Annotated in this window: 20 protein-coding genes; 10 read left to right on the top strand and 10 right to left on the bottom strand. The window is 40.8% G+C overall.

Annotated elements, in window-relative coordinates; all coding sequences use genetic code 11:
* Window positions 1-362 precede the first annotated feature (362 nt).
* From ABMQ40_RS04000 to ABMQ40_RS03955, 10 genes are all read left to right on the top strand, one after another.
* The gene (locus ABMQ40_RS04000; protein ID WP_370896799.1) at window positions 363-1,073 is read left to right on the top strand and encodes a response regulator transcription factor; all 711 of its coding nucleotides are present in this window, start codon (window positions 363-365) and stop codon (window positions 1,071-1,073) included.
* A 1-nt stretch (window position 1,074) separates the two neighbouring features.
* Window positions 1,075-2,478, top strand: coding sequence for a sensor histidine kinase (locus tag ABMQ40_RS03995; protein WP_370896797.1), 1,404 nt, complete (start codon window positions 1,075-1,077; stop codon window positions 2,476-2,478).
* Window positions 2,479-2,639: 161 nt separating this feature from the next.
* Window positions 2,640-3,134, top strand: coding sequence for a hypothetical protein (locus ABMQ40_RS03990; RefSeq protein ID WP_370896795.1), 495 nt, complete (start codon window positions 2,640-2,642; stop codon window positions 3,132-3,134).
* Between the two features lie 32 nt (window positions 3,135-3,166).
* Entirely contained in the window at window positions 3,167-3,994 is an 828-nt protein-coding gene (locus tag ABMQ40_RS03985) for a YoaK family protein (protein WP_370896793.1), read from the top strand.
* A 233-nt stretch (window positions 3,995-4,227) separates the two neighbouring features.
* Window positions 4,228-6,006: a DNA mismatch repair endonuclease MutL gene (gene mutL / locus ABMQ40_RS03980; RefSeq protein ID WP_370896791.1), complete on the top strand. Its 1,779-nt coding sequence runs from the start codon at window positions 4,228-4,230 to the stop codon at window positions 6,004-6,006.
* A 5-nt stretch (window positions 6,007-6,011) separates the two neighbouring features.
* Window positions 6,012-6,749, top strand: coding sequence for a rhomboid family intramembrane serine protease (locus ABMQ40_RS03975; protein WP_370896789.1), 738 nt, complete (start codon window positions 6,012-6,014; stop codon window positions 6,747-6,749).
* Window positions 6,750-6,755: 6 nt separating this feature from the next.
* Complete coding sequence (locus ABMQ40_RS03970) at window positions 6,756-7,748, top strand: endonuclease/exonuclease/phosphatase family protein (protein ID WP_370896787.1); 993 nt, start codon at window positions 6,756-6,758, stop codon at window positions 7,746-7,748.
* Between the two features lie 78 nt (window positions 7,749-7,826).
* Window positions 7,827-8,801, top strand: a complete 975-nt coding sequence (locus ABMQ40_RS03965) for an endonuclease/exonuclease/phosphatase family protein (RefSeq protein ID WP_370896785.1) — start codon at window positions 7,827-7,829, stop codon at window positions 8,799-8,801.
* 4 nt (window positions 8,802-8,805) lie between these two features.
* Window positions 8,806-9,168 carry a hypothetical protein gene (locus tag ABMQ40_RS03960; protein WP_370896783.1) on the top strand — a complete coding sequence of 121 codons (363 nt, stop codon included), beginning with the start codon at window positions 8,806-8,808 and terminating at the stop codon, window positions 9,166-9,168.
* A gap of 37 nt (window positions 9,169-9,205) precedes the next feature.
* The gene (locus tag ABMQ40_RS03955; protein ID WP_370896781.1) at window positions 9,206-9,583 is read left to right on the top strand and encodes a hypothetical protein; all 378 of its coding nucleotides are present in this window, start codon (window positions 9,206-9,208) and stop codon (window positions 9,581-9,583) included.
* A gap of 33 nt (window positions 9,584-9,616) precedes the next feature.
* On the opposite strand, the gene ABMQ40_RS03950 is transcribed toward ABMQ40_RS03955, so the two are convergent.
* From ABMQ40_RS03950 to ABMQ40_RS03905, 10 genes are all read right to left on the bottom strand, one after another.
* Complete coding sequence (locus tag ABMQ40_RS03950) at window positions 9,617-11,131, bottom strand: GH3 auxin-responsive promoter family protein (protein ID WP_370896779.1); 1,515 nt, start codon at window positions 11,129-11,131, stop codon at window positions 9,617-9,619.
* Between the two features lie 101 nt (window positions 11,132-11,232).
* On the bottom strand, window positions 11,233-11,643 hold the full coding sequence (locus tag ABMQ40_RS03945; protein ID WP_370896778.1) for a BrxA/BrxB family bacilliredoxin: 411 nt from the start codon (window positions 11,641-11,643) through the stop codon (window positions 11,233-11,235).
* Between the two features lie 398 nt (window positions 11,644-12,041).
* The gene (locus tag ABMQ40_RS03940; protein ID WP_370896776.1) at window positions 12,042-12,488 is read right to left on the bottom strand and encodes a GatB/YqeY domain-containing protein; all 447 of its coding nucleotides are present in this window, start codon (window positions 12,486-12,488) and stop codon (window positions 12,042-12,044) included.
* An 86-nt stretch (window positions 12,489-12,574) separates the two neighbouring features.
* The gene (ftsZ, locus tag ABMQ40_RS03935; RefSeq protein ID WP_370896774.1) at window positions 12,575-14,491 is read right to left on the bottom strand and encodes a cell division protein FtsZ; all 1,917 of its coding nucleotides are present in this window, start codon (window positions 14,489-14,491) and stop codon (window positions 12,575-12,577) included.
* An 81-nt stretch (window positions 14,492-14,572) separates the two neighbouring features.
* Window positions 14,573-15,955 carry a cell division protein FtsA gene (ftsA, locus tag ABMQ40_RS03930; protein WP_370896772.1) on the bottom strand — a complete coding sequence of 461 codons (1,383 nt, stop codon included), beginning with the start codon at window positions 15,953-15,955 and terminating at the stop codon, window positions 14,573-14,575.
* Between the two features lie 79 nt (window positions 15,956-16,034).
* Window positions 16,035-17,000, bottom strand: coding sequence for a cell division protein FtsQ/DivIB (locus tag ABMQ40_RS03925; protein ID WP_370896770.1), 966 nt, complete (start codon window positions 16,998-17,000; stop codon window positions 16,035-16,037).
* 74 nt (window positions 17,001-17,074) lie between these two features.
* Window positions 17,075-18,445 carry a UDP-N-acetylmuramate--L-alanine ligase gene (gene murC / locus ABMQ40_RS03920; RefSeq protein ID WP_370896768.1) on the bottom strand — a complete coding sequence of 457 codons (1,371 nt, stop codon included), beginning with the start codon at window positions 18,443-18,445 and terminating at the stop codon, window positions 17,075-17,077.
* Between the two features lie 14 nt (window positions 18,446-18,459).
* Window positions 18,460-18,936: a hypothetical protein gene (locus tag ABMQ40_RS03915; protein ID WP_370896766.1), complete on the bottom strand. Its 477-nt coding sequence runs from the start codon at window positions 18,934-18,936 to the stop codon at window positions 18,460-18,462.
* Between the two features lies 1 nt (window position 18,937).
* Complete coding sequence (gene murG, locus ABMQ40_RS03910) at window positions 18,938-20,044, bottom strand: undecaprenyldiphospho-muramoylpentapeptide beta-N-acetylglucosaminyltransferase (RefSeq protein WP_370896764.1); 1,107 nt, start codon at window positions 20,042-20,044, stop codon at window positions 18,938-18,940.
* A gap of 38 nt (window positions 20,045-20,082) precedes the next feature.
* Window positions 20,083-21,321: an FtsW/RodA/SpoVE family cell cycle protein gene (locus ABMQ40_RS03905; protein WP_370896762.1), complete on the bottom strand. Its 1,239-nt coding sequence runs from the start codon at window positions 21,319-21,321 to the stop codon at window positions 20,083-20,085.
* Window positions 21,322-21,345 lie beyond the last annotated feature (24 nt).

Below are 21,345 nucleotides of genomic sequence, written 5' to 3'. Positions count from 1 at the left end.
GGAAATCCTGGGTGGAGGATTCAATATCCTTTTGCCATACCACCTGTTGGGCGGATACGCCCATAAATGTGCACATCGAAAGTACACTCAGAGAGAGCTTTTTCATTCCCATGTTTTTTAGTTAATAGTTCTTTAAAAGTCGCTGCAAAATTAATGCTTTCCAATAAGTTATAAAGGCCGCATTACAAAGATTTAATTTATTCTTTCTATCAATGTACCACAAAAATATAGATACCACACGACAAAATGCGGCGTATATAATTAAAGATGAAAAAATTTTAAAAAAGGTTGGATTAATTTCTGAATATGGAGGGACAGCAAAATTCCCGTCTTTTTGTTATTTTTGTGAAATTCCTTATTTCATGAAAAAAATTATTCTGATTGAAGACGAAACCAGTGTGGTCTCTTTTATCAAAAAGGGGCTTCAGGAAAAGGGCTATGAGATCTCGGTTGCTTTTGACGGGCGTACAGGGGTACAGTTGGTTCAGGAAAATGATTTTGATCTGGTAATTTTGGATATTATGCTGCCGGAAATGAACGGGCTGGACGTATGTAAGGAAATCAGAAAAACCAATCAGCATGTCCCGATTCTTTTTTTAACGGCATTGGGCACCTCGGAAAATATTGTTCTCGGCCTTGAAAGCGGTGGAGATGATTATCTTGTAAAGCCTTTTAAGTTTATTGAGCTGGTTGCCCGGGTAAAATCATTGTTGAGAAGAAGCTTTAACAATAACAATTCTAACGAAGTAGCTGAACCGGAAGCAGACAATGAACATATCTTTCAGTTTTCGGATCTTGTTGTAAATGATTACACTAAAAAAGTAACCCGGGGTGGTGAAGAGATCTCACTTACCTCCACAGAATATAAACTGCTGCTGTATTTTCTTAACAATCCTGAAAAAGTGATTTCAAGAGCAGAAATTCTGGATGCCGTCTGGGGAGTGAACTATGAGCTGGGAACCAATGTAGTGGATGTTTATGTGAATTACTTAAGAAAAAAACTGGATCATCAGGAAGATAATAAATTGATACATACCGTTATAGGAATGGGGTATGTGCTGAAAAAACCTTAAGATGTTTAATAAAGTCATAACAAATCAGACCAAGACCATGGTGCTTTTAATGTTGGTTTTTACCACCATTATATTGCTGTTCAGCGGGCTGGTATACTTTTCAATTGTTAACTTTTCACACCAAAGGTTTTATGAGCTGCTTAAGATCCGGACCACAACCATTGTGCAGATTGAAAAAAGCAAGAAAGATCTTGATCTTCCGGAAAATTATGTTTTGAACAATCTGAATGATGAAGAGCTTCCGATGGAAAAAGATTATGTTTTTGCCGTTCCCGCAGATTCCAATTTTAAAAAGATCTCCCATGAAATCCATATCCCTGATTCTTTTTTCAAAAGTATCGTAAAGCATGGCGAGGCCAATTATAATGACAGAGAATTTTATTATATCGGGCAGACTTTTAAATATGACGATAAAGATTATATCGCAATAGCCTCGGCGAAAAACCATTATGTGGTCCATTACCTGGGATTTCTAAAAAGAACGCTGATCACCTGTATCGTTCTGTCATTATTCTTTAGCATGATCTTCTCTTTTTATCTGTCTAAAACACTATTCAAGCCCATTCTGAAGATCACCGGGAAGGTAAAGGAAATCAGCTCTGAAAACCTTCACCTGAGACTTGAATCCCAGCCTGATAATAAAGAGCTAAATGAGCTGGTGGAAACTTTTAATGACATGCTCAACCGTATAGAGACCTCGTTTGAGACCCAGAACCACCTTATCGGGAATGTTTCCCATGAGCTGAGAACACCCCTTACGTCCATTATGGGAGAAGCGGATGTTGCTCTCTCAATCAACAGAACAGCGGAAGAATATAAGGAAACTCTGGAGATCATTCTGGATGAGGCGGAGAAGCTGGACAAAAAGATTAAAGCTCTATTGATGATTGCCCAAACCGGGTTCGATGGTAAAATCCAGAAAATGGATAAAGTACGTATGGACCAGCTGCTTTGGGACGTTATAGAAACCTTAAGAAGAATAGACTCACGGAATAATATCTACCTGGATATAAGCATGCTTCCCGATAATCCCAAGAAACTGAAGGTTCATGGCAATGAGCAGCTTTTACATCTTGCCGTGGCCAATATCATTAATAACGGATGTAAATACTCCAACTTCCAGCAGGTGAGGGTTTCGCTGGGAGCTACGGATACGGATGTCTATATCATTGTAAAGGACAACGGGATCGGTATTCCGGAAGAGGAAATGAATAAGATTTATGATCCCTTCTTCAGAGCCTCCAACACGAAAAATTACGAAGGATATGGCATCGGGTTACCGCTGGCAAGAAATATTGTGAGAATGCATCACGGAGAATTGATTGTAAGTTCACATGAAAACCAGGGGACAACGGTGCAACTCCGGTTTCCTAATTTCTACAATACTCAAAATGAAGAAGCCTGATATGCCATCCGGATCCTTCAGTTTTAGGGATTAATTCAAATTCTAATCTCATTTTAATCTCTTTAATTACATTTTAATTTGTTTCCAAAGAGCTTTTAATTTGGTCAGTTTAGTTTTGTATCGTTCAAAAATAGAATGTAACAAACTAAACTTTTAAAGATATGACCAAAACCATCTTAATAGCTACAGATTACTCTCTTGAGTCTTTAAATATATTGAAAAAAGTACTTAAAGAGAAAGACAGATCAGGCGAGCAATGCCAATACAACATCCTGCTGGTTTCAGGATATGACATGGGAGACTCCATCAGAGATCTTTTATTCAGTACCAAAAGTACAATTTTCAATAAAATAATGCCCCGGGAATTTGTTGACGCTTATGGGATCATTAAAAATAAGTACCCGCATTTAGTCAACAGGATCGTATGCGATATTTTTACCGGGAACTTCCAGAGAGCTTTCAACAACTATGTAAAAGCGGAAGATATCAGCGAAGCTTACTATGCTCCGTCGATCAGAAGCAAAGGTAAAGGAAAATTTGATCTTATTCCTTATATCAAAAAATGTAAAGACCTTGAATCGCATGAAATAACCATCGAGATCCGGGAAGCACTTCCGGAAAGGGGAAAACTTGCCGAAATCTTTGTCGAAGTTTAAAAAAATATATAAAAACACATAAAAATAAAGAAATGTTAAGGAATTATAGTAACAGCAGGACGTTGGGAGACAACATTAGACTGGGGACGCTGACTGCATTCACCGCAGGAACTATAAATATAGCCTCCCTATTGATATTTCTCTCTTTTACTTCAAATGTAACGGGCCACTATGCCATCCTGGCGGCAGAAATCAGTAAAGGAAACTGGACGCAGGTAGCCGTAGTGGGAGGATGGATCTTTCTGTTCTTCTTCGGAAGCTTTTTATCCAACTTTATTGTGATCAATTTCAATAAAAGAAGTAAGTACTTTGCCCATTCAATGCCTATTGTTTTGGAGATCTTATGTTTGCTGTTCGTAGGTATTTACGGCCAGTTCTATTACCAGAAGACTTTGGCGGAAACACAGTCTCTGGTGGCGTTGATGCTTTTTGCAACAGGTCTTCAGAATGGCTTGACAGCCAGTATATCCAATTTCTCAGTAAAAACAACCCACCTTACGGGAACTACCACGGATCTGGGGATCCTGTTTTCCATGTTTACCCAGAAAAAGTTCAGGAAGAACGGTGAACTGATCGGAAGAGCCAAGCTTTTAATGAGCATTATGCTGGCCTATGTTTTGGGAGCAATATTCTCAGGGCTCACCTATTATTACCTTGAGTTCAGGGTGTTCTATATAATATGTGTATGTCTTTTAATTGTCATCGGGTATGACGCATATAAAATTCATTTAAGACATTTCAACACCAGTTACAGATACAGCAGAATCTATAAAAGGCCAAGCGTTTTTGCATACCTTTACGATAAGATACATGGGATACCCAAAAGAAAAGAGAAAAGAAAACTTGTATTTGACGAATAATTCAGATAAAAATATCAGTATTAATTTTGTGTAAACTTTGAAATCATCCCTCTTCCTTTACAGGAGAGGGATGGTTGCTATCTCTGGGGGAGTAGAAGTATTTTGGGAACGGAGAAATCATCGGAATGCACTTACAAACTGAGCCAAAAATTTGAAAATTAAATCTTAATTCCCGATTTTAATGTTTTTATTCCCGTTTTCATTAACTATTTTTGTAAGTTGATTTAAGTTTTATGTCAGATATTATTCAGCTTTTACCGGATCATGTAGCCAACCAAATTGCGGCAGGAGAAGTGGTGCAGAGACCAGCATCCATTGTGAAAGAACTTTTGGAAAATGCCATTGATGCAGAGGCAACCAAAATAGAGCTGATCGTGAGGGATGCCGGTAAAAACCTGATACAGGTGGTAGATGACGGGAAAGGAATGTCGGAAACGGATGCCAGAATGGCCTTTGAAAGACATGCCACTTCCAAGATAAGAGGAACGGAAGACATTTTTAAAATAACCACAAAAGGATTCCGGGGAGAAGCGTTGGCATCTATTGCTGCCGTTTCCCAGGTTGAGTTGAGGACCAAGCAGAAAGATGCCTCTATCGGAACCAACATTTACATCGAAGGCGGGGTTTTTCAGTTCCAGGATCCCATACAAACAGCCGACGGGTCTAACTTTCTGGTTAAAAACCTTTTTTATAATGTTCCTGCAAGAAGAAAGTTCCTTAAGAACAATAATGTAGAGTTTCGGCATGTCATTGACGAGTTTCAGCGCGTTGCCCTGGCACATGAAGGATTGGAATTTTCCTTGTTTCATGATGATGAGCCTGTTTTCAGGCTGAGGAAAGGAAGTCAGATGCAGCGTATTGTGGATATTTTTGGAAGAAAACTACAGCCGCAGCTGATCCCGATCAAGGAAGACATTATCTGGTGTAAACTCCATGGATTTGTGGCTAAGCCGGAAGGGGCCAAGAAAACAAGAGGCGAGCAGTTCCTTTTCGTGAACGGCAGATACTTCAAGAGCCCCTATTTTAATAAAGCCGTTCAGGAAGCCTTTGAAGGGTTGCTTTTACCGGGGTATATCCCTACCTTCTTCCTCTATCTGGAGCTGGCCCCTGAGAAAATTGACGTCAATATCCATCCGCAGAAAACAGAAGTCAAGTTCGAAGATGAGCATCTCATCTTTGCCCTGATCCGCTCCACCATAAAACGGTCCCTGGGAATTTATAATATTGCTCCCAGCCTGGATTTTGAAAGAGATCCGCAGCTTGATGAGATAATGATGAAGCCTCTCCCGAGCAAGGCAAACAGCGGAACCATTAAAATGCCTGAGATCATTGTAGATAAGGATTACAATCCGTTTCTGGAGGAGAAAGGAGTTCAGCCGGCTGAAATTCAGAACATTGCCGAAATGTATCACCAGAATATTGCCGCGGAACCTTCCAAAATCAACTTATTTGAAGATGAGGATTTTGATGAAGACCTGATGAGGCTTCCGAACGGATACTGGCTGTTCAACAAGGGAGATAAGACCCTGATGCTGGATTTGGGAAGAATGCACAGATTGGTGGTTGCCGAAAGCACTCAGCAGTCCAGAAAAGGAGCCACCAATAGCCATGCCCTGCTTTTCTCCCTTGAATACCATATGAACGAAATTGAGAAAAATAAATATAAATCCATAAAAAAATATCTTCCCGATCTGGGCTTTGACATGAAAATTGCTCATGAAAACGTATTGAGGATCGATGCGGTGCCGGAAGGATTGAAAGAAACACAGGTAATGAAATTCCTTGAAAACCTTTTTGAAGTGCTGGATTACAGAACAGAGGAGGATTTCCTGGAATTTTACAGAAACCAGTGGAATAAAATGCAGTCAAAGTCAAGATTTGACTTTATCTATAAAAAAGATGCGGAACAACTGATAAGGGATTTTACAGCCTTAGGCTTCCCGGAATTTTTACCTAACGGGAAAAGATGCTTCTATGAGATTCCGTTCAATGATTTTAAAAACAAATTCTAAAGAAAATGTTTAATACCATACCACCCATTACAAGAAATATTATTATCATTAATGTGATCGTTTTTGTCATAACAGGATTTGTGTTTCCGCAATTGACAAATTCGCTTGCTGCTTACTATCCTTTCTCTCCAAATTTCAGATCGTGGCAGATCATCACCCATATGTTTATGCATGGAAGTATTATGCATATCCTGTTTAATATGTTCACCTTATGGAGTTTTGGGGCCGTTCTGGAAGGAACCCTGGGAGAAAAAAGATATCTGATTTTATATTTTCTAAGCGGTTTGGGAGGCTTTTTTCTTTTTAATTTATGGAATTTTATAGAAGTTCAGCAGATCACTTCGGGGCTGGAAGCTTTAGGCCTGAATGCTGCTGAAATATATGGTAAATCTGCCGTTGATTATATGGGGAATGTAGGAGTAAACACTACTAATCCGGAAGGAGTAGAACTGTATCGAAGGCTTTACATAATACTCAGGTCACCAATGCTGGGTGCTTCGGGTGCCATTTTCGGTGTAGTAGCGGCTTTTGCCACACTCTTTCCCGAAGCAAAAATTATGATGATGTTTATCCCCATCCCTATGAAAGTGAAATACCTTCTGCCCGTGATTGTTATTGTTTCCATATTTCTCGGGTTCTCAGGAAGTGCGGGTGGGATCGCTCATTTTGCCCACGTTGGCGGAGCAATAGTTGGCTTCCTTTTAGCCAGGAGCTGGAAAAAACACTTATATAGATTCCATTAAGATCCTGTGAAAGTTCTTCGTCTTATATTCTTGATCCTTCATCTGGGGATTCTTTTCCTTTTATCAGGGACATTGCTGAACGCATATGTTCCGCCCAAAGTATTTCCCTGGCTCAATCTGCTTTCCTTAGGATTTCCCGTTTTGATCATCGGATACGTCTTATTGACCCTTTTCTGGATTTTCAGCTGGAAGAAAAGAGCCATAGTATTTCTTTTGCTGGGGCTGATGTTTATACATCCTGTAACAAGATGGGTGAATTTTACCCCACAGGAAAAGGAGTCAGCAGACCTTAAGATCATCACTTTCAATATCAAAGGCAGAACCTTCGGAGCGGAACGTATTCAAGACTATATCAATCAGACAGGAGCAGATATTGTTCTCCTCCAGGAACATGGAAATATGGATGATTTCAGCTTCAGCGGCTTAAAGGAAAAAAGAGGAAATTCCGTGGTCTCTATTTTTTCCAGATACAAAATCATTGATCAGAAGGAGCTGATCCAAAGCGATTATGAAACCAATAACGCTTATGCCATGCAAGCTGATATTGAAATAAAAGGCAAAGTATACCGGTTGATCAACGTTTACCTCCAGCCGTTTCAGTTCGAGAAGAAAATGATTAAGCTGAACGGGGATGAAGGCGACGAGCAAAAAGTAAAAAATGTGGTGAAAAGACTGATCCCTACCTTTAAAATGCATCAGGAACAGGTAGCCTCCGTCAAAGAAGGCATAGAGGCATCACCTTATCCGGTGATCCTGGCCGGAGATTTTAATTCTGTTCCCAATTCTTACGAATACTACCATCTTCTTGAGGGACTGGAGGATGTCTTCGTAAAAGTGGGGAAGGGGAGCGGAACCAGCTTCCATGATTATAAATTTCCTATCCGGATTGATTATATATTCACTTCCGGATCCGTCAGTCCGGTAAGTTATAAGGTGGACCGCTCTGTAAAACTATCAGATCATTTTCCTGTTTTAGCGAGCTTTAAGCTTGAACGCTAAAGTCTTAAAGTTAGTTAAAGTTTATAATGTTGGTAAGGTTTTTGATAAACAAACCCCGGAAACCCAGACTGTTATTTCATGAAGCCGTACCAGATATTATTATTTGTTCATATTACCGTTATAGTTCTGCTCCTTTGCACATTGGCGAATGCTTGGATACCGCCTAATATTGTGGCGAATCTGAATCTCCTTTCCCTTGGCTTTCCCTATCTGATGATCGTTCACATCCTGCTGACTCTGCTGTGGATTGTGAAAAGGAAAAAAATAGCCATTGCCTTTGTACTGGGCACCTTTTTATTCTATAATCCGATCAGACGCTGGATTAATTTCTCGCCTAAAAATGAAAATGTTAAGTCCATAAGGGATATCAAAGTACTTACCTTTAATGTGAAATATGGTGATTTCGGATGGGAAAAAGTGAAAAAATACATCAGGGACCAGGATGCGGATATTATCCTGATCCAGGAAAAAGATACCAACAGGGCAATAAGGCAGGATCTGGTGAAATATCCTACCGTAATTCTAAAAACCAAGCACAGGATCGTAAGACAAGCGGAGCTTATAGAAAATAAATCCCGCGGAAATTCTTTCTATGCCGATGTTGATATCAACGGTAAGATCGTACGGGTAGTGAATGTTTATTTGGAGCCGTTCAGGCTGCATAAGTCTATGCTTGAGTTTAACGGTCTTCATAAAGAAGGCAAAAAGATCAATGCGCTTTTTTCACATATGACCCCTACCTTTAAAGCTCATGAGGAGCAGATAAAGAAAATCAGAAAAGCCATAGACTTTTCTCCTTATCCTGTAATTTTAGCAGGAGACTTCAATTCTGTTCCCAATTCCTATGAGTATTACAATCTGGGAAAAGATCTTCAGGATGCTTTCCTTACGGCAGGCAACGGCAGTTCAACCAGCTTTCACGATTATAAATTCCCTTTGCGGATTGATTATATATTTTCTTCAAAATCAATTATTCCTTTAAGCTATAAAGTAGATCAGTCCGTACAACTATCGGATCATTATCCTGTAATTGCGGAATTTCTGCTAAATTAGCTTCATGAAAAATTTACTGCTTATAACCTCTGTTTTCTCAGTACTAAGTATAAGTTGTTCCAAAAAGGAGCCGGTGGATCTGTATCCGCAGGATAGCCCGAAAGCCAGCTATGATACCACAGCCATTGACTCTTTTTCTGCCGGAGCCACTTCCATAGATGTGGTGCGACAGATCAGGATGTCTTCCAGGCAATATCAGGATTCCGTAAAAGAAGCATTAAAGCTTCAGGCTGAGGAGCAACGTATTAAGGAAGAGCTGGAAAAAGAGAATAAAAAGAAGCAGGAAGAAGAAAAAAAGAAAGCTGAAGATGAGAAAAAGCAAAAAACATCAGAAAATCCTGCATCTGTTGAAAACAAATCAGAATAAAGTTTAAATTTGAATACTTTAAAAAAAAATATAAAATATGAAAAAACAAATTTTAGCGGTATTGTTATTATCAGCACTTGCCGTATCCTGCACCAAGTCAACAACAAAAACTGAAAGTGTTGAAAATCCTGACGGAACTGTTACTACCACTACAACAACGGTTACCCAAGGTCCCGGAATGATAGATTCTTCTAAGATAAATAAAGCCAAGGAAGATGTAAAGAACAAGGTGGATGAGGCCGGAAATAAAATAGACGATGCTGCGCAGAAGACCAAGGAAAATCTGAATGAAGCAGGAAAAGATATAAAGGAAGGAGCCAAAGAGGTAGGTAAGGATGTAAAGGATGCGGCTGCCAAAGGAGCCGAGAAAGTAGAGGAAGGAGCTAAAAAGCTGAAGGAAGATCTTAAAAAATAATAATAAAAAACCGCAGAGAGCTCTGCGGTTTCTTTATTTATTCATTTCCAGTAAAGGATCTATATATTCCCTGTCGTTACTCAGCCTTGGAACTTTATTTTGCCCTCCCAGTTTTCCCTTGGATTCTAGCCAGCTGTAAAAGAGGTTAGGCTTGGCAACATGTACAATAGGCCTTTTCAGGGTCATATTATTATATCTCTTGGCTTCATAATCTGAGTTGATTGTTTTCAGGTGCTGATCAAATACATCTATGAAATGTTCCAGGTTGTCCGGCTTTTCACTGAATTCAAATATCCATTCATGGGCGCCGCTTTCATTTTCCTTCATGAAAACAGGGGCTCCGGTGAAGTCCGTAATGCAGGCTCCGGTGGCCTCGCATGCCTTTGAAAGCGCAGATTCCACATTAGTGATCATCAATTCTTCCCCGAAAGCATTGATATAATGCTTCGTTCTGCCGGTGATTTTTATTCTGAAGGGATTTGTAGAGGTGAAAACAACGGTATCCCCGATCAGGTATCTCCATAACCCTCCATTGGTGGTGATCACCATTGCATAATTTTTTCCGGGCTCAACATCTTCCAGGCTTACAACCTTGGGATGGGAAAAATGGAACTGGTCCATCGGGATAAATTCGTAGAAGATCCCATAATCAAGCATCAGAAGCATTTCATCACTGTCAGATCTGTCCTGGATCCCGAAAAAGCCTTCGGAAGCGTTATAAATCTCGTAGTAATTGATGCTTTTTCCGATAATCTGCTTGTATTGCTCCCTATAAGGTTTAAAGCTGATACCTCCGTGAAAGAACACTTCCAGGTTGGGCCATAGCTCGGAAATATTCGCTACGGAGGTTTCTTTCAGGATCCTCTGAAGCAAAACCATCATCCAGCTGGGCACTCCCAGGATACTTCCTACGTCTTCATTTTTCACCTCTGAAATGATCGCCCTCAGCTTGCTTTCCCATTCAGACATCAGCGAGACTTTTTTACTCGGTGTAGTGGTGATTTCAACCCAGAACGGGAGATTATCTATCAGGATGGCGGACAGGTCACCAAATTTCGTGTTGAAATCCGCGTATAGTTCTGAACTTCCCCCCAGGCGAAGGTTTTTATTGGTGAAAAGTTGATTTTCAGGATGGTTGTTAGCATAGATGGAAACCATATCTTTTCCCGCTTTCATGTGGCAGTATTCAAGACTTTCCGTAGAGATAGGAATAAATTTGCTTTTAGCGTTCGTTGTTCCCGAAGATTTGGCGAAATGCTTGATATAGCCGGGCCAGCTTACATCTTTATGGCCCTGTCTGGCTTTTTCAATATAAGGCTCGAAATCTTCATAAGTAACAATAGGAACCTTGTTTTTAAAGTCCTGATAGCTTGATATGGAATTGAAACCATACTTTTTGCCATATTCGGTATCTTCGGCATGAAACAATTGAGAAAATAAGATACCTTTCTGGGTTTCAATAGGATGGTTCATAAAATTCTGAATCTGATCTATCCTTTGCCGGATAAACCAGTTGACCACAGTATTGAAAAGTGCTTTCGTTGCCATTACAACAAATATAATGATATTTGAATTTTCAGGGAATAGTTTAGGGTAAAATAAAAAACCGTTACAGATTTGTAACGGTTTTTTTTCTGGGTTATTATTTCCTAGCAGTATTCGTCATAAGCAGCCTGAAGGTTAGCTGCAATGGCACCTGCCGGGTTTCCTTCAATGTGGTGTCTTTCCAGCATGTGAACCAATTCCCCATCTTTAAAAAGTGCCACACATGGTGAGCTGGGAGGGAACGGGACCAAATGTTTTCTGGCTTCTGCTACAGCTTCTGTATCATAGCCTGCAAAAACCGTTGCCAGATGGTCCGGCTTCTTATCTCCTGTCAATGAGTATACTACTCCCGGTCTTGCAGCGCCTGCAGCACATCCGCAAACAGAGTTGATAACAAGTAAAGTGGTTCCCGGTTGTTTTAATGCCTCTTCTACCTGAGATGGAGTTGTCAGGTCTTCGAAACCTTTATCTGTAAGTTCAGCCTTCATCGGCATTACTAAGTCTGTTGGATACATATTTTTGTTTTTTATCTATGCAAATTTAAGCAATTCTTTACGTTTGTTCAATATATAAAAACTATCAGTGGTTTCGGAAAAGAGAATTAAGTAAATGTTAATAATATATCAATATTCAAAAAAAAGTGAATTAAAAGCTAGGATAAATAAAAATATTTATTAAATTTGAAATGATTCTGAAAACAAATAACCATGAAAAAAAATTTAACAGAAGTCCCTCATTATGAACATTCAATGGTTGTTGTCTGCAAGTGAGACATATCTCATTAACCAAAAATGAAGCCCGGAACCAATAGTTCCGGGCTTCTTTAATCAAATCGATATGCAAAGGTTGGATATCCTTGTTTGGGTTTGTGGGTACGTGTTCAGGAACTGAAACGTGGTGGCCCGCTTTCTTTTTAGGAGAGAAGCTTCTTAGCCATTTCGGAAATACTTTTCCCATCAGATCTTCCGGCCAGTGTTTTAGAAGCAACACCCATTACCTTTCCCAGATCTTTCAAGGATCCGGCACCGGTTTCAGCGATGATTTTCTTCATTTCCTCTTCCAGTTCTTCCGGTGTGAGCTGCTTTGGCAGGAATTGCTCAATGACCTTCATTTGCGCTTCTTCCACTTCTGCCAGGTCCTGCCGTCCCTGTGCGGTAAACTGTTCGTAAGAATCCTTACGCTGTTTGATCATCCTTTGCAGGATAGCGATTTCCTGCTCCGCCGAGACTTCTGCTCCTTTGGCTTCTGTTTTGAGAAGAAGGATTTGGGATTTCACTGCACGAAGGGAATCCAAAGCTACTTTGTCCTTCTCCTTCATTGCCGTTTTTATGGCTTCGTTGATGGTATTTTCTAAACTCATAATTATTGATTTATCAAGGGATAAAGGGGGGTAATGTACCAATCCGAGCGAATTTTGTTTCCTTCAGACTGGTACATTATCAGAACTTAATCGACATCCTTATTTAAAAACCTGTTTTCTCGGATCTGCATAGTGCCGTTGTTCTCAGACAGGTAGGTGTTGATATTCTGATCTGAAGCGTTTGTTCCGTCAATAGAGATATTCTTTCTCTTAAACGCAGGAACGGATTCAAATTCATTTGTATTGTCAAAATTCTGATATCGTGAATTAAATTCCTTTAGCTTGTTCCTTCTTTCCATCACCTTATCCTGATCTACCGTTTTATTCACGAAAGTGAATTCTGATGCATCAGACCTCGGAGCCTCTGTTTCAGTTTTATTTTCAGTGGCAGCCTTTTCTTCTGCTTTAGGCTCTTCTTTTAGGGTCTGGAAGAAATTCTCAACTTTTTGAAGCGGCTCTTCAGTTATCTGATTAACGGCATTGGATTGAAAACCGGATTCAGCTTTGTTTTGTCCGGGATCAGCTTTCGGTTCATTTACAGATTCATTTACGAAGAAGGTAAACTCCACTGGCTTTTCCTCGGAATATGAACCTGAAAGACCTGCATGAGGTTCTTCTTTCTTTTCTTCTGTTTCAAATGAGAAGGACTGGATCTCCAGGTCGTTAGGATCATTATCATCATCAAAAGAGAACAGGTTGAATGCTTGTGGCTCTTCTTCATTTCTCCAGCCCAGTTCAGGGCTGTCCACCGTATCTTCCTCTCTGTCAAAGAATTTGATCTCCGTTTTTACCTCCTCTTCCTCAACGGTCATTTTTTTTTCAGAAGAGGTAACTCTGAACTGCGGCGTTTCCTGGTCTTCATCATCTAATCTGAAAAGATTTTTTCCTCCGAAATCATGGGAAGAATCTGTAGCCACAGCCCCTCTTTCTTCTCTGGTTTTGAACGGGGATTCTTTCGGTGCTTCAAAAGTATCATTCAGGCTTATTTTGATCTTTTCCGTAGGGCCTGCAAATTTTTTGTTGTCATTTGAAAAGCCTGTGGCGATAACCAGAACGCTTACGGAATCTCCCAATTCTTCATCCGAACCTACCCCGAAAATGATATCGGCAGTATTTCCGGCCTCTTTCTGGATATGATCCATGATCACACCGATCTCGTCCATAGTTACTTCTTCCACACCGCTTCTGATCAGCAGCAGCACGTTTTTGGCCCCTGTGATCTTATTATCATTCAGTAATGGGGAATCCAGGGCTTTTTTAACGGCTTCTTCCGCTTTGTTTTCGCCAGAGGCTACCCCCGTGGACATCAATGCTGTTCCGGAATTCTGAAGCACGGATTTGGCATCCCTGAAGTCAATATTTACATCGAAATAACCTGTAATAACCTCTGCCATTCCTTTTGCTGCGTTGGTTAAAACTTCATCGGCTTTTGAGAACCCTTGTTTAAAGCCAAGATTACCGAACTGCTGTCTTAGTTTATCGTTATTGATCACAATTAATGAATCAACGTTGCTTCTTAGTTTTTCAAGCCCGTTCTCGGCCTGTTCAAGCCTTCTTTTTCCTTCAAAGCTGAAAGGAACGGTAACGATACCCACGGTCAGAATACCCATATCTTTTGCCACTTTAGCAATAACAGGAGCAGCACCGGTACCCGTACCACCACCCATTCCTGCAGTGATAAAGACCATTTTGGTATTTTGCCCCATGGCCGCCTTGATTTCCTCGATGCTTTCTATAGCCGCTTTTTCTCCAACTTCCGGATCGGCTCCTGCTCCAAGCCCTTCCGTGATGGAAGTCCCCAACTGAACTTTATTGGAAACCGGATTGTTGTCCAGCGTTTGGGCGTCTGTATTGCATATCACGAAATCCACACCGTGAATACCTTTTTCGTACATGTGTTTCAGTGCGTTGTTTCCACCACCGCCTACACCGATTACTTTTATGATTGATGAATTTCCTTTTGGCAGATCAAATGAAAATCCCTGTGTCCCTAAATTTTCCATAATTATAATTTTTTATAATTCACAATTGATTATTGACAGCTGATGAAAGTATTCATCGTTTATCATTCATCATTTATAATTTTATTCTACTTCTTCAAAGAATTTTTTTACTTTTTCCATAAGCGACTGGCCAAAGGTCAGTTTCGCTTTTTTGTTTTCCTGCTGTTCGCTTCCTGCTTGCTGCTGCTCCGGGGCCGGTGCTGCCTGCTGGGTCTGCCGAGGCGTTTCAGCGGATACCGGTGCCGTTTCCTGCTGAGGTTTTTCCTGAACAGGCTCCTCGGTCACGGTATTCTGTTTCTTATCCCTGATTTTCAGGCTTTCCATTAGTAACCCGATAGATGTTGCAAATTCAGGGCCTTTCAGGTATTGGTTCTTGTCATTGGCGATATATTCATTGGCAAAACCTATCCTGCTGTCAAATCCTGTAGTATAATTGGCAAGCTGACGCAGGTGTTTCAGGTTAGATCCACCGCCCGTGAGTACTATTCCTGCAATCAGTTTTTTCTTTTGTTCAAAGGCACCATAGGCTTTTAGCTCGGTATTGACCATTTCAAGAATTTCTTCCACCCTGGCATTGATGATCTGGGCCAGTGTTTTCAGGGAAATTTCCTTATCCGGTCTTCCATGAAGTCCGGGTATGGTAACATAGGTGCTGTCTTTTTCAAGCTCAGGAACCGCAGACCCGAATTTTACTTTCAGTTGCTCCGCATGTTTTTCGATAATCGAACAGCCTTCTTTAATATCTTCCGTAATGATCCCGCCACCATAAGGGATTACACAGGTATGGCGGATGATATTATCTTTAAAAATAGCGATATCCGTAGTACCGCCGCCGATATCTACGATCGCTACCCCGGCTTCTTTTTCCTCTTTTGTAAGTACCGATTCCGAAGAGGCCAAAGGTTCCAGGGTAAGGGCTTCCATTTCCAGGCCTGCTTCTCTTACGCATCTGGCAATATTCCTGATGCTGCCCATCTGCCCTACTACTACGTGGAAATTGGCTTCCAGACGTTTTCCGTGCATACCTATAGGCTCCTGGATCTCGCCTTCGGAATCCACTTTATATTCCTGAGGAAGTACATGGATAATTTCTTCCCCGGGAAGCATGACCAGCTTTTTTACCTGATCCTTCAATGCTTCGATGTCATCATCTGTGATAAACTTATCCGGGTGTTCACGCATAATATAATCGGAGTGCTGCAGAGAGCGGATATGCTTTCCTGCAATTCCTACCGTAACTTTACGGATCGGCACTCCCGCACTCGACTGTGCTTCAGACACAGCAGCCTTGATTGAATTAATGGTCTGTGAGATATTATTCACAATACCTTTATGAACACCAAGACTCTTAGCCTTCCCAACACCGAGAACTTCTATTTTCCCGTGTGCATTCCTCCTTCCAACAATAGCGACAATCTTTGTTGTCCCTATGTCCAGACCTACTGAATACTCTTGATTTTCCATTGTTTATATCGATTTGATTTTATTCCCTATCTATAATCGGGCCCGTCTTGGTTTGCAGTCATCTCTTTGGGCCTTCCTTTTATTCTATTTTTACTTTTGCTTTTGTTTTCGGCTTTGGTGCCGCCGATTTCTTTTCCGCTTTTTGTGCTTCTTTCCGGGAAGCTGATGTTTTGGGGGCCGGCTTTTCCTTAGGTTTCAGAGCAGCGGGCTTTTTGGTCTCTGCCGTTCTGGGTCTTGCTTCATTTTTACTGACGGATACCATAGCCGGGGCCTTCTCCAGCTCTTTATGACCTGCTTTTAGGATGCTGTCATTTTCTTTAAAATAAGGATTCAGGGTGGTCACTATCTGGTTCTGATACTTTACAGAGACCATACTGTATTTTTGCGGGTCCTGGTAAACGAGATATTTTTCCACAAATGTTTTGAATCCTTTTACCTTAAAGTCTATATTATCCAGGTCACCGATTTCCACTTTATAGTTTCCTTCACTGGTAAGAAGGTTATAATCACCTTTGTCTTTCGATATCCCGATGAAATATTTCCTGCAAAAATCATCCTTGTTGATTTTTTCAATAAGATCAGCCAGTTTTCGGTATTCTTCCGGTTTTACATTTCCCGTTACCAGCATGCACGGATGTGAGTAGGTTCTGGAAATAGGGAACTCAATTCCCTTTTCATCCACATAGACATCCTTTCCATTGTAGTTTAATCTGAAAACAGGAACCCTTTGTCTGATATCCAGGTTAAGTTTTCCGTTCAGGTTGAGATAAACATTGGCACTGTCAACGGCAGGGAGTGCATTGATCTTTTTTTCCAGGGCAGGGATATTGAGATCTCCCACTTTTCCCGAAGGGTTTTCTTTTTTTACTATTTCCTTAATATCTTTTTCATCGATGAAATAAACCGGAGTTTTTTCATTCATTTTTACAGAAATTTTATTATCCGTAATCTTCTGGTTGCTGAATCTCTTCAATGAGAAGCTCAGCAGGAATCCAAGGATGATTACTGTGATAGCAATTTTTAATATTCTGTATTTATTTTTCATATTTTTCTGTACAATAAAAAGTACAGTGTACTTATGTTATTTTATTCATTCAATATATATATATTATGCACTTACTATGCTTTTGCCGGATCAGAGCTTAACCATTCCGTAAGAGGGTCATACAGGGTGTCTATATTTCCTGCGCCTACAGTGAGAAGAATGTCAAAATCTTTCTGCTTTATCTTTTCAAAAGCACCGGACAATGCTGATACTTCCTTACGGGACAAATTCACCTTTTCCAGCAGCCATTCTGAAGTGATGCCTTCAAAGTTTTCCTGAAGCTCCCTGGCCGGATAAATATCCAGCAAAATGAGCTCATCGGCATTACCCAGGCTTTCTGCAAAACCGTCTGCAAAGTCCCTTGTTCTGCTGAAGAGATGGGGCTGGAAGACCACCAGTAGTTTCTTTCCGGGGTAAAATGTTCTTATTGATCCCATCACAGCATTGATTTCCGTAGGATGGTGGGCATAGTCATCAATATAAATTTTACCGTTTTTATAGATATGCTTGGTGTACCTTCTTTTGATGCCTTTGAAACCGGCAAGGGCTTCTTTTAAAGTGCTGAAATCCACACCTAAATTATAAAGGATGGCCAGTGCTGCCGTTGCATTTTCCACATTGTGAATGCCCGGTATTTCCCAGACAAAATCCCTGACCGTTTCCGTGGGCGTGTGAAAATCAAAATAAATTTTATCATGATCCATTCTGAGATTGTCAGAATAATAATCAGCTTTTTCATTGACGGCATAGGTCTGATGATCTCTGCCGATTTCGATCCCTTTTCTTACAAATAGTTGTTTATCAGCCGGAACGAGAGCGGCAAACTGCCGGAAACCTTCCTCAATATGGTTTTTATCCCCATAGATGTCCAGATGATCAGCGTCTGTAGAGGTTACTACCGCCCAGTCGGGGGAAAGGTTAAGGAAGCTACGGTCATATTCATCCGCTTCTACCACTGAATATTTTGAGCCGTTATACAGGAAGTTTGACCTGAAGTTTTCAGCAATACCACCCAGGAAGCATGAAAAAGGCAGGTCCGCTTCTTTGCACAGATGGGATACAAGGGTAGAAGTGGTGGTTTTACCATGGGTTCCGGCAATGGCAATGCATTCCGTGTTTTCCGTGATCAGGCCTAAAACCTTGGCCCGTTTTAAAACCTCAAAATGATTCTGGTTGAAATAATCCAATATTCCCAATGTTTTAATGGCAGGGGTATAAATCACCAGTGTTTTTTCCTTCTGAAGAGAAGTTATCCTTTCATCAATGAGATCCTCGAAAACAATATCAATCCCTTCCTTCATCAGTTCCTGAGTAAGTTTTGTATTGGTTTTATCATAACCCGAAACTTTTTTACCTGAAGCATTGAAATAACGTGCCAAAGCACTCATCCCGATGCCTCCGATCCCCACAAAGTAAAAAGTCTGATATGTTTCTAATAATTTCATTCTCTGTATAAATATTATTGATAATCGAAAATCTTGTCTTTATCCAGTCCGTACGCGTCTCCCTGGTATAAGAAGAATTCTATTATGGCATCTTCCAGTGTTTCATAGGTAAATCCGTTGGTAATCCAGAAAAAATACTGGAAGCCTACGGAGTTCTGGCTGGGCAGGTAATCTGCCTTTATCATGGCCAGGTTATTGATATCAAGGAGAAGATGATCGATCTTTTCCTTGGCAGCATCTTTTTTTACGAGGATATTCTCATTCAGATTGATGTATTTCTTTCCTTCGTCAATATCCATGAACAGTACCGCCTTATTCTTGTTCTCTATTTTGATAAAGGTGTCTTTCTGCTCTAAAATGGTGTAGCCTTTGCCCTTCAAAAACTCTGCTATGGATGACATTTTAATGTCAGCGGGTTTCACCAGCGTCTGGGCTGTGAACAGATTTACAAAAAAGCAAATCAGCAGGGTGGTGAGTAATTTGGTTTTCATATCAGGCTATATTTATGTTTTTTACAATTTCGTCTACAATTTCTCTAGCGGCATCCGGTTTGGCAAAATAGGTCAGGTTTTCGGCCATCTCTTTTCTTAAACCTTCATTCTCACATATTTCCTGTAGTGTTTTCCAGAATTTTTCTTTCATTTCAGAGTCCTTCACCATCCTGGCTGCATTTTTTTGTACCAGGTTCATTGCGTTTTTAGTCTGATGATCTTCCGCTGCAAAAGGGAAGGGCACCAGCAAAGCCGGCTTTTTGGCCACAGCCAGTTCTGAAATAGCGATAGCTCCCGCCCTGGAAACAATGATATCCGCTGCAGAATAAGCAGTTTCCATATCCTTAATAAATTCCAGGATCTGAATATTGCTGCTGTCCGCAGATGCGGTTCCTTCTTTTATATCTTTATAATCCAGCTTTCCTGTTTGCCAGATAAGCTGAAGGTCTTTACTGATAATATCATTTAAATGATCTTTCCACGCATTGTTCAGTGTTCTTGATCCTAAAGAGCCACCTACTGAGAGAATGGTGAGCTTATCTTTATTTAATCCCATTTTCTCTTTGGCCTGGGCGGTTGGCTGCATTCCTGACACTATATTTTCACGGATGGGATTACCCAGGAATTTTATTTTATCATTTGGAAAGCCTTCTACTTCAGGATAAGCTGTAAAAACAGCTTTGGCTTTCCTGCTTAAGATCTTATTGGTTACCCCCGCATGTGCATTCTGTTCCTGAATGAAGATCGGGATGCCTAACCGGCTGGCTTCATAGAGAGCGGGCCCGCTGGCAAAACCACCAGTGCCGATAGCCAGATCCGGAGCAAAATCTTTAATGATCTTTTTGGATCTGGACAGACTTTTTAAAATTTTAAAAGGCAGCCCCAGGTTGGATAAAAGGTTCCCCCGGTCGATACCGGAGATATCGATCCCTTCAATTTTATAACCGGCCTGCGGAATCTTTTCCATTTCCATTTTGCCGTTGGCCCCAATGAACAAAAACTCTGCATCGGGAAACCTTTTTCTGATCTCGTCTGCAATGGCAATGGCGGGAAAGATATGTCCTCCCGTGCCTCCACCTGATAATAATACTTTTAGTCTTTTGTTCATTTCTTTCTGTTTTTTTAAGTCCAGACCTTGGCGGAAGGTCATGCTATATCATTTATTTCCGCTATACTTTGTTTTTTGCCCATTCCTTCCTCATCATAGATCTGGATTCTTGAGCTTACATTTAATATGATCCCCAGCTGAAGGTAGGTTACCAGCATTGATGTTCCTCCATAGCTTATCAGCGGGAGCGGCTGTCCTGTTACCGGGATCAGGTTCACGGCTACGGCAATATTTACCGAAAGCTGTATGAAGATCATTACTCCCAGGCTCAGCACAAGCAAAGAGCCGAAAAACGCGGGCATTTTACTGGCTATCATCACGATCCTGATCATCATGATCAGGTACATACTTATCAGAAAGACAGCTCCTATCAGCCCGTATTCTTCAACAATGATGGCGAAGATAAAATCGGAGGCCGATTGCGGGAGCATTTGTTTTAATGCGCTTTTTCCCGGCCCCATCCCTGTGATTCCACCATGTACGATAGCTGCCTTGGCCTGCATGACCTGGTAATTTTTCGCTTTTATGCTTTCATCGTCAGTATCTGCTGTCTTTGCTTTACTGGAAGTAAATGTCTCGATCCGGCTCATCCATGTATGAACACGGTTTCCGCCGATAAGATTGGTATTTAATGCGATCAGCAGAAATAAGACAATAGCTACAAATGAGGTGGATATAAATCCTGCAATATATTTCCAGTGAAGCTGTCCGATAATCAGGACAATTACAGAAACCATCAGGATCATCAATGCCGTTGAGCCATTATCTTTTGCCACCAATACAAAAACCAGCAGGATAGGCCCGAAAATATACATGATATTCTCAATCGGAAGCCTTTCTCTTGTTATTTTTTTCGTCAGATACCTGCACAGATAGATGATCAGCATTAAAAAGGCAAATGAGGATGGCTGGAATGAAATGGGGGTTCCCGGGATTTTCAGCCATCTGGAAGCGCTGGCTCCGTCAATGGTTTGTCCGGTGAACATGGTAATAATCAGCAGGACAATCATTAAACCGAGCAAAATGCTGCTGAGCTTCCCGATATATTCATATTTTACGGTTCCGACCAGCCTCATGATCCCCAAGCCTAAGACCACAAAGAACATGTGTTTGATAACGTGACCCGTAGTGGTTCCGTTATTAACAATATATTCCAGATTTGAACTTGCAGAGTATACAGGGAAAATAGAGAAAATGGAGATCACAAGAATGACCATCCAAAGCACTTTATCGCCCTTTAGAAATTCAAATCTGCTTTCTGTGTTCTGTTCGTCCATAGCATTGTATTCTTGTAAAATATG

The sequence above is a fragment of the Chryseobacterium gossypii genome (genome assembly GCF_041361455.1).
Taxonomy (GTDB): Bacteria; Bacteroidota; Bacteroidia; order Flavobacteriales; family Weeksellaceae; genus Chryseobacterium; species Chryseobacterium gossypii.
Note: the sequence above shows the minus strand (reverse complement) of the source record. Positions and strands in the feature narration are given on the sequence as shown.

Coding starts and splice junctions, on each gene's coding strand:
- ABMQ40_RS04000 (WP_370896799.1), top strand. CDS start 363: ATGAAAAAAATTATTCTGATTGAAGACGAAACCAGTGTGGTCTCTTTT.
- mutL (WP_370896791.1), top strand. CDS start 4,228: ATGTCAGATATTATTCAGCTTTTACCGGATCATGTAGCCAACCAAATT.
- ABMQ40_RS03995 (WP_370896797.1), top strand. CDS start 1,075: ATGTTTAATAAAGTCATAACAAATCAGACCAAGACCATGGTGCTTTTA.
- ABMQ40_RS03960 (WP_370896783.1), top strand. CDS start 8,806: ATGAAAAATTTACTGCTTATAACCTCTGTTTTCTCAGTACTAAGTATA.
- ABMQ40_RS03950 (WP_370896779.1), bottom strand. CDS start 11,131: ATGGCAACGAAAGCACTTTTCAATACTGTGGTCAACTGGTTTATCCGG.
- ABMQ40_RS03905 (WP_370896762.1), bottom strand. CDS start 21,321: ATGGACGAACAGAACACAGAAAGCAGATTTGAATTTCTAAAGGGCGAT.
- ABMQ40_RS03975 (WP_370896789.1), top strand. CDS start 6,012: ATGTTTAATACCATACCACCCATTACAAGAAATATTATTATCATTAAT.
- ABMQ40_RS03945 (WP_370896778.1), bottom strand. CDS start 11,643: ATGTATCCAACAGACTTAGTAATGCCGATGAAGGCTGAACTTACAGAT.
- ABMQ40_RS03925 (WP_370896770.1), bottom strand. CDS start 17,000: ATGAAAAATAAATACAGAATATTAAAAATTGCTATCACAGTAATCATC.
- ABMQ40_RS03955 (WP_370896781.1), top strand. CDS start 9,206: ATGAAAAAACAAATTTTAGCGGTATTGTTATTATCAGCACTTGCCGTA.
- ABMQ40_RS03915 (WP_370896766.1), bottom strand. CDS start 18,936: ATGAAAACCAAATTACTCACCACCCTGCTGATTTGCTTTTTTGTAAAT.
- ABMQ40_RS03940 (WP_370896776.1), bottom strand. CDS start 12,488: ATGAGTTTAGAAAATACCATCAACGAAGCCATAAAAACGGCAATGAAG.
- murC (WP_370896768.1), bottom strand. CDS start 18,445: ATGAAATTATTAGAAACATATCAGACTTTTTACTTTGTGGGGATCGGA.
- ABMQ40_RS03990 (WP_370896795.1), top strand. CDS start 2,640: ATGACCAAAACCATCTTAATAGCTACAGATTACTCTCTTGAGTCTTTA.
- ftsZ (WP_370896774.1), bottom strand. CDS start 14,491: ATGGAAAATTTAGGGACACAGGGATTTTCATTTGATCTGCCAAAAGGA.
- murG (WP_370896764.1), bottom strand. CDS start 20,044: ATGAACAAAAGACTAAAAGTATTATTATCAGGTGGAGGCACGGGAGGA.
- ftsA (WP_370896772.1), bottom strand. CDS start 15,955: ATGGAAAATCAAGAGTATTCAGTAGGTCTGGACATAGGGACAACAAAG.
- ABMQ40_RS03965 (WP_370896785.1), top strand. CDS start 7,827: ATGAAGCCGTACCAGATATTATTATTTGTTCATATTACCGTTATAGTT.
- ABMQ40_RS03985 (WP_370896793.1), top strand. CDS start 3,167: ATGTTAAGGAATTATAGTAACAGCAGGACGTTGGGAGACAACATTAGA.